Origin of the sequence: Zhihengliuella alba, from assembly GCF_039538765.1 — a bacterium.
Classification (GTDB): domain Bacteria; phylum Actinomycetota; class Actinomycetes; order Actinomycetales; family Micrococcaceae; genus Zhihengliuella; species Zhihengliuella alba.
On the sequence record NZ_BAABCJ010000006.1, the window covers coordinates 160193 to 172456 of the forward strand.

The 12264-nt window shown below is 71.8% G+C and carries 11 protein-coding genes; all 11 read right to left on the reverse strand.

Annotated elements, in window-relative coordinates:
• Nucleotides 1-142 precede the first annotated feature (142 nt).
• The 11 genes from ABD784_RS12325 to ABD784_RS12375 all read right to left on the reverse strand — a co-directional run bounded on the left by ABD784_RS12325 (nucleotide 143) and on the right by ABD784_RS12375 (nucleotide 11939).
• Nucleotides 143-1624, reverse strand: a complete 1482-nt coding sequence (locus ABD784_RS12325) for an MFS transporter (RefSeq protein WP_344885119.1) — start codon at nucleotides 1622-1624, stop codon at nucleotides 143-145.
• Nucleotides 1625-1820: 196 nt separating this feature from the next.
• Nucleotides 1821-2645 carry an IclR family transcriptional regulator gene (locus tag ABD784_RS12330; protein ID WP_344885121.1) on the reverse strand — a complete coding sequence of 275 codons (825 nt, stop codon included), beginning with the start codon at nucleotides 2643-2645 and terminating at the stop codon, nucleotides 1821-1823.
• A complete protein-coding gene (locus ABD784_RS12335; RefSeq protein WP_344885124.1) occupies nucleotides 2645-3709 on the reverse strand; it encodes a D-2-hydroxyacid dehydrogenase in 1065 nt (354 codons plus the stop codon). The genes ABD784_RS12330 and ABD784_RS12335 overlap by 1 nt, the downstream gene beginning before the upstream one ends.
• Nucleotides 3710-3822: 113 nt before the next feature.
• A complete protein-coding gene (locus tag ABD784_RS12340) occupies nucleotides 3823-4821 on the reverse strand; it encodes an ABC transporter permease (RefSeq protein ID WP_344885127.1) in 999 nt (332 codons plus the stop codon).
• Complete coding sequence (locus ABD784_RS12345; RefSeq protein WP_344885130.1) at nucleotides 4818-5822, reverse strand: ABC transporter permease; 1005 nt, start codon at nucleotides 5820-5822, stop codon at nucleotides 4818-4820. The genes ABD784_RS12340 and ABD784_RS12345 overlap by 4 nt, the downstream gene beginning before the upstream one ends.
• Nucleotides 5823-5913: 91 nt before the next feature.
• Nucleotides 5914-7611, reverse strand: coding sequence for an ABC transporter substrate-binding protein (locus ABD784_RS12350; RefSeq protein WP_344885133.1), 1698 nt, complete (start codon nucleotides 7609-7611; stop codon nucleotides 5914-5916).
• Nucleotides 7612-7788: 177 nt separating this feature from the next.
• The gene (locus tag ABD784_RS12355) at nucleotides 7789-8103 is read right to left on the reverse strand and encodes an AzlD domain-containing protein (RefSeq protein ID WP_344885136.1); all 315 of its coding nucleotides are present in this window, start codon (nucleotides 8101-8103) and stop codon (nucleotides 7789-7791) included.
• Nucleotides 8103-8855 (reverse strand): AzlC family ABC transporter permease, encoded by a 753-nt coding sequence (locus tag ABD784_RS12360; RefSeq protein WP_344885139.1) that lies wholly within the window; start codon nucleotides 8853-8855, stop codon nucleotides 8103-8105. Before ABD784_RS12360 ends, ABD784_RS12355 begins: the two co-directional genes overlap by 1 nt.
• Complete coding sequence (locus ABD784_RS12365) at nucleotides 8846-9709, reverse strand: glycerophosphodiester phosphodiesterase (protein ID WP_344885142.1); 864 nt, start codon at nucleotides 9707-9709, stop codon at nucleotides 8846-8848. Before ABD784_RS12365 ends, ABD784_RS12360 begins: the two co-directional genes overlap by 10 nt.
• A gap of 70 nt (nucleotides 9710-9779) precedes the next feature.
• The gene (locus ABD784_RS12370) at nucleotides 9780-10604 is read right to left on the reverse strand and encodes a hypothetical protein (protein ID WP_344885145.1); all 825 of its coding nucleotides are present in this window, start codon (nucleotides 10602-10604) and stop codon (nucleotides 9780-9782) included.
• A gap of 9 nt (nucleotides 10605-10613) precedes the next feature.
• Nucleotides 10614-11939, reverse strand: a complete 1326-nt coding sequence (locus ABD784_RS12375; protein WP_344885148.1) for an endonuclease/exonuclease/phosphatase family protein — start codon at nucleotides 11937-11939, stop codon at nucleotides 10614-10616.
• Nucleotides 11940-12264 lie beyond the last annotated feature (325 nt).

A 12264-nucleotide genomic window follows, 5' to 3' on the forward strand; every position in this document is an offset into this window, starting at 1 on the left:
GGCGAGTCGATCCGGCCGGCTGAACCAGCGCGCCGACCCGGTAGCGCGGCACCGGCCCGGACCCGCACCGGCCCGGACGCGCACTGGCCCGCCTCCGTCGACGCGGTGGCGGGCCAGGCCGGTCCGGAGCGAGCCGTGCGCCCTACCGGAGGGCGTCCTCGCGGTCGCGTCCTCCGCCGCGGTCGGCTCGGGCCGCGGCGAACGTCGTGGCCGCCGCGGCCCGGCCGGCCGCCACGGGCTGACTGCCGGAGAGCCAGACGTCGTCGCCGGCCTCGGCCGGGGAGATCTTCACGGCGTCGTCCGTCCTGGTGAGGTCCCGGCGGAGGGTCTCCGGGACCAGGAACGTCGAGACGGTCGTGATGGCGGCCAGCCCCGTCATGTAGAGACCGATCACCAGCCAGTTCGCGTCGGTCACGGCGATCAGGTACGCGCCGAGGACGCCGCCCAGGCCTCCAGCGAGGACCGCGGAGATCTCCCGCGCCATGGCCACACCCAGGTAGCGGTGGCGACTGCCGAAGAGCTCAGGCAGCATGGCGCACTGCGGGCCGAGCATGCTGTTGACGGCGATGCCGAGCCCGATCGCGACGACGGCGACGGCGAGGTACGGGTTGCCCAGCGTCAGCGCCCACCACGCTGGCAGCGAGTAGACCAGCAGGAACACCGCGCCGAAGCGGTAGACGGCCCGGCGGCCGAACCGGTCGGACAGCGCGCCGGAGAGCGGCGTGGTGACGATGCCGATCAGGGCGCCCAGCGTGACACCCCAGGTGAGGATGCCCTTGTCCGCGTCGGAGCCGACGACGGCGACGAAGAAGCTCAAGGCCAGCGTCTGGAACATGTAGGACCCGCCGTTCTCCGCCATGCGGAGGCCGATGCCGACCAGCACGCCGGGGAAGCCGGTCCGGAAGAGCTCCCGCACGGGCTTCTCGGCGACCTGGTCCTGCTTCTCCAGCTCCACGAACGTCGGGGTCTCGCGCAGTCGCGAGCGGATGACCACGGCCAGGACGATCAGTACGAACGAGCAGAGGAAGGGCACGCGCCAGCCCCACGTCATGAGCGCCTCCTCCGGCAGGAGCGTCAGCAGCGAGAACACGACGGCAGCCAGGAGCGTTCCGGCCTGGATGCCGATGAACGGCAGGGCCGAGAAGAAGCCCCGGCGGCGGATCGGCGCGTACTCGGCCATGAGCACCGTGGCGCCCGCCTGCTCGGCGCCCGCCCCGAAGCCCTGCAGGAGCCGCAGGACCACCAGCAGGGCCGGGGCCCAGAGCCCGATCTGGTCGTAGGTCGGGAGCACGCCGATCAGCGTGGAGGCCCCACCCATCAGGGTGATCGTGATGACGAGGACCAGCTTCCGGCCGAGCTTGTCGCCGAGGACGCCGAACACGAGCCCGCCGAACGGGCGGGCGACGAAGCCCACGCCGAAGGTCGCGAACGCCGCCACGGTCGCCATCGCGGGATCGTCCTGCGGGAAGAAGAGGACGTTGAAGATCAGGGCGGTCGCCAGGCCGTAGAGGGCGAAGTCGAAGTACTCCAGCGCACTGCCGATGCTCGAGGCGAGCGTGGCACGGCGCAGGTTGTCGGCGTACTCCGGATCGTCCTGGACGGCGGGAGTCGGTGGTGTCTGCACGAGGGTCTCCTTCGACGAGTGATCGGTGTCACAACGGTGCTGCTCGAAAGAAACTACCATTGCTGCGAACGCCGTACAACATATTGGACGCATTCGCGTGGAAAGGTCTGAGATGCCGTCCGGGGAGACAGCGAGGGGGCGGCCCGACGCAGGTCGGACCGCCCCCTCGGCTCCGGCGCAACAGGCCGGGCGGACTTCAGCCGCGCGCGGTGCGAGCCCTCCAGGGGTTCTCGAGCCGGGCGGCGACCTCGCGCAGCGCGGTCCCGGTGGCGGCGATCCGGGCGGCGTCGGCCTGGTCGGCCGGGAGCGCCGCACCCATGGCCAGGGGCGGATCGCCCGGGGACCACGCGGGCAGGGGCACCGCCACGCCGCACAGGCCCGTGATCGAGTGCCCCTCGTCCACCGCGTAGCCCCGCTCGCGGGTCTCCTGCAGGCGCCCCCGCAGGCCCTCGAGCGTCAGCTCCAGCCCGTCGATGCTGGAGCGGGCCGGGAGGACGGAGCCCACGCACCGCTCCAGCTCCTCCTCGTCGAGCCCGCAGAGCAGGGCGTTGCCGGCCGCCGTGAAGACCGCGGGCAGCCGCGAGCCCAGCGGGGTGCCGAATCGGTAGGGCGCGCGGCCCTCGTGGCGGGCCAGGTAGAGCGCGTCGGCGCCGTCGAGCATGGCGATCTGGACCACCTCGGTGTGCAGCGTGGGCGAGGCCGCCACGAGCCCGAAGAATTCGCGGATCTGATTGAACTGCACCGCGAACGCGCCGCCCAGCTCCGCCGTCCGGCGCCCCAGGGCGAACCCCTCGGTCACGCGGCGGATCATCCCACCGTCCTCGAGCGCCTGGCAGAGGTTGGCGCAGGAGGACTTGGCCAGCCCGAGGCCGCGCGAGATCTCGCTGAGGGAGAGGGGCTTGCCCTCGGCGTCGGCGAGCAGCGTCAGGATGCCCAGGGCGCGGGTCACCGCCGGGGCGGGGTCGCGCGCCGGACGGGACGCCGGGGCCGTGCCGTCGACCTCCTCGGCCGGCCGGGGCATCAGTAGAACTCCACGGTATCGACGCGGTTCAGCAGCGGCTCGCCGTCGAGCAGCCGGGTGGCGTTGCGGGCGAACAGCTTCGCGATGCGGCGACCCTCCTGCCGGCTCAGCGCCGCCGTGTGGGGGCTGACCAGGACGTTGGGGTGGGACCACAGGGGGCTGGCCTCCGGGAGCGGCTCGGTGGCGAACACGTCGAGGGCAGCGAAGCCGATCCGGCCGTCCTCGAGCGCGGGCAGCAGCGCGTCCTCGTCGACGACGGTGCCCCGGCCGACGTTCACCAGGATGGTCCCGGGCCGCACGGCCGCGAGGACCTCCGCGCCGATGAGCCGCTCGGTCGACGGCGTGCCGGGCAGGGTCACCACGATGGCGTCCGCCTGACTCGCCGCGGTCGCCAACTCCTCCAGCGGCACCACGCGCTCGACGTGCTCGACGGGGCGCCCGCTGCGCGAGGTGCCCCAGACCGTGGAGCCGCAGGCGGCGAAGCGGGAGGCCGCCGCCGCGCCGATCCCGCCGAGACCGACGATCAGCACGGTCATCTCGTCCAGGTGCCGCATCGCGCGCCGCTCGGAGGACCAGTGCCGGCTGGCCTGGTCGCGCTCCAGCCGGCGCAGGTCCTTGGCGCCCGCCAGCACGCCGAAGAGCGCGAACTCCGCGAGCGTCGAGCCGTGGACGCCGGCGCTCGTGGTGAAGGCGACGCGCTCCAGGTCCGCCGGCGCGAGACCGGCCGTGCGCACCTGCGCGCCGCCGCCGGCCGCCGTCGTGTGCACCCAGCGCAGCCGCGGATTCGCCCGGACGGCACCGGCCAGCCGTGCCGGGTCGACGTCGGGGATGCCGAAGAGGGCATCGGCCCCCTCGAGGAGCTCCGCGAACTCCCGCTCCTGCTCGTGCGTCCGGGTGAAGCCCGGGTCGCCCTCCCAGTCGGCGTCCCAGCGCGCGGGGCGGTTGAGATCGGGGCGGTGCAGTACGCGCACGCGGGGTTCCAGGTGCTCGATCATCCGGCAGTGCTCGGCCGGGAGGTCGACCGCGACGGCGACCTGTAGCCTGCTGTCTGAAGTGGGGCTCATGTCCGTGGTTCCTTCCTGTCCCCGCCAGCATAGCCAAGCGGCCAGCTGACTGAACAGTGTTCGTCATACTGGCCGCTGGTGGGGACTCGCTCCGGGCTCCAACTGCCTCCCGGTCAGCGCGCGCGTGACTTCGGATCCAGCGCCTCGCGCAGCGACTCCCCCAGCAGCGTGAACCCGAGCGCGGTGATCGCGATGCAGAGGCCCGGCAGGAACGCCAGCTGCGGCGCGATGCCCAGCTCGGCCTGCGCGTACGTCAGCATGCGCCCCCACTCGGCCTCGTACGGCACGCCGCCGCCGAGACCCAGGAAGGACAGGGCGGCCGCGTCGATCACGGCGGTCGCCAGTGTCAGGGTCGCCTGCACGATCACGGGTCCGATCGAGTTCGGCAGCAGATGGCTCATCGTCACGGTGGTGCGGCTGAGGCCGAGCGTCTGCGCCGCGAGGACGTAGTCTGACCCCTTCTGCGAGAGCATCGACGAGCGCAGCAGGCGCGCGAAGATCGGCACCGCGGAGACGCCGATGGCCACCATGATGGCGTGCTCGCCCTGGCCCAGCACCGCGGCGATGGACACCGCCAGGAGCAGGTTCGGCACGGAGAGCAGGATGTCCACGAACCGCATGATGAGGCTGTCCACCCAGCCGCCGAATCCGCCGGCGAGCAGGCCGAGCACCATGCCGCCGACGAGCCCGAGCCCCGTGGAGACGATGCCGATCATCAGCGAGGACTGCGCACCCCAGATCAGCTTCGAGAGCAGGTCGCCGCCGAAGCGGTCCAGCCCCAGCGGATGCCCCGCCAGCTCGCCCGGCCCCGGGATGGTGGTGGGCGTGACCTCCGTGCGGCCGGGCAGCGCGAGGGCCCCGTACGGGGCGATCACCGGGGCGAGCACGGCGACGAGGAGGAACAGGGCCACGATCGCGGCACCGATGATGGCCGCCGGGTTGCGGCGGAGCCGGACGAACGCCTCGCCCCAGACGCTCATGCCGCGGACCGCGCCGCGCTCCGGACCGCCCCCGGCGGTGTCGCCGCCGGGCAGCCCGCCGGGGGCGGGCGCGGGCGTGCCGGAACCGGTCGGCACGGCCGCGCCGGAGGTGGGAGGAATACTCTGGGTCATTGCACACGCACCCTCGGGTCGATGAGGCTGTAGGACACGTCGACGAGCAGATTGATCAGCGAGTAGATGAGCGCGATGAAGATGATGAACCCCTGCAGCACCGGGTAGTCGAGGTAGAAGATCGCATCGCGCAGGAACCGTCCGATCCCGTTGAACGCGAACACCGTCTCCGTGAGCACGGCGCCGGAGATGAGGAGGCCGAGCTGCAGGCCGATCGTCGTCGTCACCGGGAGCATGGCGTTGCGGAGGATGAAGCGGTTGCGGATCAGGTCGGCGCCGATGCCCTTGGCCCGCGCGGTGCGCACGTAGTCCGCGTTCATGACCTCCAGGACGGAGGCGCGCGTGATGCGCACGATGATCGCCAGCGGGATGGTCCCGAGCGCGAGGCCCGGGAGGACCAGATGCAGGAACGCGTCCCAGACGGCGTCCCACTCCTGCGTCATGACCCCGTCCAGCAGGTAGAAGTCGGTGTAGTGCGTGGCGTCGATCCGGGGGTTCTGCCGCCCGTCGGTGGGCAGCCATCCGAGCTTGATGGCGAAGATCCACTTGAGGATGAACGCCAGGAAGAAGACCGGCACCACGATCCCGCCGAGCGACAGGAAGACCGAGAGCTGGTCCTGCCAGCGGCCCACGTGGCGCGCGGCCCAGTAGCCGAGCGGGATGCCGACGCCGATCGCGAAGACCAGCGCGAACGCGGTCAGCTCCAGCGTCGCCGGGAAGCGCGTGGCGAACTCCTCCAGCACGGGCCGGCCGGAGCGCAGGCTGACGCCGAAGTCGCCGGTCAGCAGCTTGCCCATGTAGGTGCCGTACTGGGCGAGGAGGGGCTCGTCGAAGCCGTAGAGCTCGTTGATCCGGGCCACCGCCTCCGGGGTGGCCTTGTCCCCGAGCAGGGCGGTCGCCGGGCCGCCGGGGAGGCTGCGGACCCACAGGAACAGCAGGATGGACAGGCCGAACAGCGTGGGCACCAACAGCGCGAGACGTCTGCCGATGGTTCGTAGCACAGCGTCCTTTCGTGGAGAGTCGAGGCGGAGGCGGGAGTACGACGGCGGCGCGGGCCGCCGTCGTACTCCCGCCCGGGCGCGGGGCCGGGTGCTACTCGGTCAGGACGATCTTGTTGAAGACCTCGTCGTTGACCGGGCTCGTCGGGTAGGACTCGACGCGCGGGTCGAAGGCCAGCGACGGGGCCGGGTGGGCGAGCGGGATCGCCGGGACGAACTCGGAGATGTCCTTGTTGATCTCCTCGTACAGGGGCGTCTGCTCCTCGACGTCGGGGACCGTGCGGGCCTCGGCGATCTTGCCGAACAGCTCCGGGTTGTCGAAGCCGAACTCCGGCTTCTTGCCGCCGAAGAAGACGCCGACGAAGTTGTCGGTGTCGTTGTAGTCGCCGGTCCAGCCGAGGAGGTGCAGGCCGTGGTCCGCGCCGCCCTGGATGCGGTCCAGGTAGTCCGGGCTCCACTTGTTCGGCTGCGCCTCGACCGTGATGCCGACCTCCTTGAGCTGGGCCGAGATGTTGGAGAAGACCTGCTCCGGCGTCGGCATGTACGGGCGGGAGACGCCGGTCGGGTAGTTGAACTGCACGGTGAAGCCGTCCGGGTAGCCGGCGTCGGCGAGCAGCTGCTTGGCCTTCTCGGGGTCGTACTCGTACTTGGTGACGTCGTCGGTGTGCCCGTTGACGCTGTCCGGGACGAACTGCGTGGCCACCTCGGTGCCCTCCGGCAGCGTCTGCGAGACGAGGGCCTCCTTGTCGATCGCGTGCGCGATCGCCTGGCGGACCTCCGGCTTCGCCAGCTGCTCGATCTCGTGGTTGATGCCCAGGTAGAGGATCGTGAACGGATCGCGGGCCTCGATCTTGAAGCCGGCCTCCTCGAGGGCGGCCGTGTCCGCCGGGGCGACCAGGTCGTAGCCGTCGATGTCTCCGGCCTCGAGGGACTGGCGGCGGGACGTCGGCTCGTCGATCACGCGGAAGATGATCTCCTGGACCTGGCCCTGCTCGCCCCAGTAGTCCTCGAACGCCGAGAGCTGGATGCTCGATCCGGTCTCCCAGGAGTCGAACTCGAACGGGCCGGTGCCCACCGGGTGGCCCGTGGCGTACTCGGAGAGGACGGGGGCCTCGGCGGTGCCGGAGACCTCGTCGGCGCCGTACTCCTCCATCGCCGTCGGGGACTGCATGGCGAACGCCGGCAGGGAGAGGGCCGCGATGAAGCCGGCGAACGGCTTGGCCAGCTTCACCTGCACCTCGTTGTCGCTGGTGACCGAGCAGGACTCGTAGACCGCGTTCTCCGGGCTGTCGGCGTAGCCCTTGAAGAGGGAGTTGTAGTAGTAGCCGACCGATTCGGCCTGCTGGATCCCGGTGAAGTTGTACCAGCGGTCGAAGTTGGCGCACACGGCCTCGGCGTTGAAGTCCGTGCCGTCGTGGAACTTCACCCCCTCCTTGAGGGTGAAGTCGTAGGTCAGCCCGTCCTCGGACTGCTCCCACGACTCGGCGAGCAGCGGCTCGGGATCGGCGGTCCCCTCCTTCACCCCGACGAGTCCCTCGAAGATCTGGCGGGACACGCGGAACGATTCGCCGTCGGACGCGAACGCCGGGTCGAGGGACTGTGGATCGGAGGACGCGGCGAAGACGAACGTCGAGTCGACGTCGGACCCGCCGCCGCCCTCCGGGGCGTCGTCGCGCTGGGATTCGGCGCACCCGGTCAGCGCGAGCGCGCCGATCGCCAGGGTGGCAGTCAGGGCGGCGAGGCGCCGACGTGGGCGCCCGGCCTGACCGGCGGCTTTGCCAGTCTTGAACATGGCTTCTCCTCAAGGTCGAGATCAGCACCCGGGGTCCATGCCCCGCCGATCGCCGACGGGCGGCGATCAGTGCCTGAAGCGAGCCTATCGGGAAAGTGTGGAGGAAATGTGATCCACATCATGCGTGCCGGGATTTCCCGCCCGGTTCCGTGCCGCGGCCCCGCCGTCGAGCCGCGTTCAGCCCCAGCCGAGCAGGCGCGTGCCGGCCGCCGCGGCGGCGCCGACGATCACGACGACGAGGAACGGGGCCCGCAGGAGCAGGGCGACGCCCGCGGCCGCCAGGGCCGCGATCCGTGCGTCCAGGACGATCGCCTGGCCCGCCGCGAAGGTGTTGACGGCAGTCAGCGAGGCGAGCAGGCCGATGGTGACCGCGCCGGCGCCGCGCAGCATGCGCGGGTTGTCCAGGAGCCGCGAGGGCACCAGGTAGCCGAGCAGCTTCGTCGCGTACGCCACGGCGCAGGCGAGCAGGATCCAGAACCAGAGACCGTCCATCACGCGTCCCTCCCGTGCGGGCGCCCGTCCAGGCAGTCCTCGTGTGGCGGCTCGGCGCCGGCCTCGTCGGGCACCGGGGCCACCGGCACGGTGCGCCGGTCGACCCAGCCCCAGCCGGCGGCGACGACCGCGGCCAGGAGGATGGGGACGCCCGCGGGGACGACGGGCACGGCCAGCACGGTGACGACGGCGCAGAGGACCGCGAGCGCCACGGGGTCCCGGCCCTTGAGCCGCGGCCACAGGAGGCCGAGGAACGCGGCCACGGCGGCGCCGTCCAGCCCCCACGCGGCCGGGTCGCCCAGGGCGTCGCCGAGCAGCGCGCCGAGGACCGTGAACGCGTTCCAGAGCACGAAGACGCCGACGCCGGCGACCCAGAACCCGCGGCGCTCCTCGGCGGGATCGGTCTGGCTGGCGGCGACGGCCACGGACTCGTCGATGGTCACCTGCGCGGCGGCGAAGCGCCGCCAGCGGCGGGGCCGCAGCATGACGTTCATCTGCATGCCGTAGACGGCGTTGCGGACGCCCAGCAGGGTGGCGGCGCCGAAGGCCGCTCCCCCGGTGCCGGCACCGGCGATCACGCCGATGAAGGCGAACTGGCTGCCGCCGGTGAACATCAGCGCGCTGAGGGCGACGGTCTGCCAGAGGCTCAGTCCGGCCGCGACGGCCAGGGCGCCGAAGGAGATCCCGTACAGCCCGGTCGCCAGCGCGACCGAGAGGCCGACCTTGACGGCCGGGGTGGGCTTCAGCTGCATGCCTCCAGTTTATTCTCCAGATAGCCCTTGATCAGCGCAGGGAAGTCGCTCGTGAACTCGGTGAAGCCCAGATCCGCGAGGAACTGCGCGTCCTCGACCGTGTTCACCGTCCAGGCGCGGCCGCGCAGGCCGCGCTCGAGCCAGCTGCCGACCCGTTCGGGGTACTTCCGGGCGTACGCGACGCCGGGGCCGGCGAGCCCGACGGCGCCCGAGTCGAGGCGCTCCATCGCGCCGCCGTGGATGCGCCCCATGACGTAGCGGATGGCATTGCGCGTGATCAGGCCCAGGCCGCTCTGCTGCTCCTGCTCCAGCACGGTCACGAGCATGCACAGGTGGTAGCCGGGGATCGTCTCCAGCAGGTAGTCGATCGCGGCCGGATCGAAGCTCATCAGGGAGATGCGGACGTTGCCGATCCGGGAGGTCTCGGGGTCCCACCCCAGCTCCATGAGCAGCGCCAGGACCTTCTCCTCGAGCCGGCGGCCGAAGGGGCTCGGGTGCTTCAGCTCGATGGCCAGGCCCAGCTCGCGGGGGACCCGGCGCATCATGGTGATGAGCTCCTCGAGCGTGACCACCTGCTCGCGGCTGCTGCCGTACTGCTCGGGGACGGTGGCCCCCGCCCAGGAGACGACGTCCAGGGCCCGGATCTCCGCCAGCGTCATCCCGGAGATGGGGCCGGAGCCGCTCGAGGTGCGGTCGACGGTCGAGTCGTGGAAGCAGACGAGCACGTCGTCGGCGGTCAGGTGGACGTCCGTCTCGATGCCGTCCGCACCCTCGGCCAGCGCGTGCAGATACGCGGCTCGCGTGTGCTCGGGATAGGTCCCGCTGGAGCCCCGGTGCGCGTAAACGGTGAACATGCCCCCAGAGTACGCGCGGGCTCCGGGGCGGGGCAGACGGCCGCGTGAAATCGCGGGGAACGTCGCGTTGCTACTCGGCTTCCCCCGCACGGCGGCGGCGCTCGGCCTCGATCGCCCGCTCGACCTCCGCGGAGGGGTCCTCGCCGCGAGCGGCCGCCGGGGCGTCCGGGCGTCCGTCGACGACGTCGGCGGGGATGGTCTCCGGGAGCGTGGCGAAGGCCTGGCGGGCGCTCTCGATGACCTTCTTGGCGAGCAGGTGGTTGCCGACGCCGCCGATCGCGGCACCGATGCCGAAGGGGATCACGCGGCCCAGCGTGCTGGCGCCCTGGGTGGCGACGAGCCGGCGCAGGAAGCGCTTCTGCAGCTTGGAGGCGATGCCGCCCCAGAGACCCTTCTGGGAGGAGGCACCGAAGACGGAGCCCCAGCCCTGGACGGGACCCGCACCGCGGCCGGCGGCCTGGTGGGTGAGGGAGGCGATGAGCGAGCTGCCCTCGTCGCCCATGATCACGGCCATGACGAGCACTCGCGCCTTCTCCGGGTCCTCCGTGCTGATGCCGTGCAGCTCAGCGAGCGACTGCGCGTAGAGGGCGCTGGCCTCGAGGAAGCCGACGGTCGCGGCGGCCGACAGGCCCAGCGAGGTGACCGTGCCGATCCCCGGCACCGCGGCGGTCGCACCGATGGCGGCGCCGCCGCCGGTGACGGCCCGGTGGTAGTCGCGCTCGATGAGGGCGGCGAGCTCGTGCGCGGAGGCGTCCGGGTGCCTGCGGCGCTGCCGGTCGAGGTACTTGATCACGAGCGGGCGCTGCACCCCGAGGGCCTTGAGGATGGCGCCCTGGACGCCGGCTGCCGGCTTGCCGTCGGGGCCGAGGATGACGTCTGGGATTCTGTCCTTCACGCGCCCACTCTAGGACGCGGTGCGCACGTCTGCCCAGACCAGCCGGTGATCGCTGCTCCGCGGCGGGTCCATGGCGACCAGCTCCGCCCCGGGCTGGCCCGGGTTCGGCCAGAAGATGCCGGCGTCGACGACGTCGAGGGTCTTGGACGGGAGCACGTAGTCGACGCGCAGGGTGCCGGTCTCGGCCCCGAAGTCAGCGGTGCCGAGGGCGCGGGAGGGATCCGACCGGCCGCTCTGGGACTGCGGGGCGGGGAGGTCGAGATAGCGGCCCAGGCCGCTGGACGGCTTCGCCGGCACCACGGTGCGGCGCGGCGCGGGGTCGGTCACGAGCGGGTGCTCGGTGACGTGGGCGGCGGCGTTGTCGTAGGAGTCGCCGCGGTTCGGGTCCGCGTTGAGGTCGCCGAGGATCACGAAGTCGGAGCCGGACGGGAGGCCGCCGGCGACGCCCTCGTCGTCGTAGATGTACTCCGCGGTGGAGCCGCCCGAGACGTAGTCGGCGAGGAGCCGGATCTCGTCGTGGTTGCGGCGCCCGTTGCGCTGCTCCTCGCCGTCGAAGGCGGGGGGCGTGGGGTGCGCGGCGAGCAGGTGGATGGTGCGCCCATTCACCGAGACCGGGACGTCCCAGTGGCTCTTGCTGCTCAGGCGGAGCATGCCGCTGACCAGCGGGCCGTAGTAGTCCGTGGGCAGCAGGCTCCCCGGCATGTCCTGCCAGCGGAACTCCTGGAACGTGCGGACCTGGTCGGCGAGGATCGGGTGCTTGGAGAAGAGGACCATGCCGTACTGGCCCTCGAACTCGCCGTAGCCGTACGCATCGTCCGGGCCGCCGACGGTGCCGTCCTTGTTCAGGTCGGCACCCGTCTGCAGGCCGGTGTTGGACGGGGCGGTGTAGAAGTAGGGATAGTCCTGCCCCGGCTGGCCGTTCTGTCCAGCGGCGAGGTAGTTGTCCCGGAACAGCTCGGCGGCCTCACCGGACCCGTCGTAGTCGAACTCGTTCAGCAGGACGACGTCGGGCGCGGTGCGCTGGATGATCTCCGCGACCGCCTGCGCCTGCTCGTCGCCCGTGGTGCGGAGGTCCCGCGCCAGCTCTCCCTCGCGGTCGCGGTAGAGGGAGGCGTTGAAGGTGGCGACCCGCAGGGTGTCCTCGGACTGCTCCTCGGCGTCCTCCTGGGGTGCGGCGCCCGGCGTGGCGGAGATCGAGTGGCTCATGCCGACCTGTCCCATCGTGGTGGCGCCTGACTCCCCGACCGTCGGGCCTGCGTGCGCCGGGGCCACCGGGAGCACTGCGAAGGCAGCGACGGCGATGGCGCCGGTGGCGGCCTTCAGGAGCTTGCGCATGCTCACCAGACTAGGGCAAGGAGGGGACAGCGGGCATCGACTCCCGCGGGGCTGTGGAGGGGGCCCCGATCCGTCACCGACCGACGCCTCCAAGCCGCGCGAGTCCACTTGAACCGCCTAGTCAGCCGGCGTTTAGCGGATTCCCCACCGAGCGCCACCCTGGGCCTGGGGCGCGGCTCCGGGCGCGGGATCGCCCCGATTGGACCGATTCATTGTTGCGGTATCGATATGTCTATTCACTCGTTGATACCGGGCATCAGCGTCCGACCTTCGCGGCCTTCCGCGCGGATGGCCGGGTTTCAGGTTCCTCCGGGGCGTGGAGTTT

What these genes read in the sequence shown, in the direction of transcription:
- ABD784_RS12340 (WP_344885127.1), bottom strand. Translation starts at nt 4,821, where the DNA reads ATGACCCAGAGTATTCCTCCCACCTCCGGCGCGGCCGTGCCGACCGGT.
- ABD784_RS12360 (WP_344885139.1), bottom strand. Translation starts at nt 8,855, where the DNA reads ATGCAGCTGAAGCCCACCCCGGCCGTCAAGGTCGGCCTCTCGGTCGCG.
- ABD784_RS12375 (WP_344885148.1), bottom strand. Translation starts at nt 11,939, where the DNA reads ATGCGCAAGCTCCTGAAGGCCGCCACCGGCGCCATCGCCGTCGCTGCC.
- ABD784_RS12365 (WP_344885142.1), bottom strand. Translation starts at nt 9,709, where the DNA reads ATGTTCACCGTTTACGCGCACCGGGGCTCCAGCGGGACCTATCCCGAG.
- ABD784_RS12335 (WP_344885124.1), bottom strand. Translation starts at nt 3,709, where the DNA reads ATGAGCCCCACTTCAGACAGCAGGCTACAGGTCGCCGTCGCGGTCGAC.
- ABD784_RS12330 (WP_344885121.1), bottom strand. Translation starts at nt 2,645, where the DNA reads ATGCCCCGGCCGGCCGAGGAGGTCGACGGCACGGCCCCGGCGTCCCGT.
- ABD784_RS12350 (WP_344885133.1), bottom strand. Translation starts at nt 7,611, where the DNA reads ATGTTCAAGACTGGCAAAGCCGCCGGTCAGGCCGGGCGCCCACGTCGG.
- ABD784_RS12355 (WP_344885136.1), bottom strand. Translation starts at nt 8,103, where the DNA reads ATGGACGGTCTCTGGTTCTGGATCCTGCTCGCCTGCGCCGTGGCGTAC.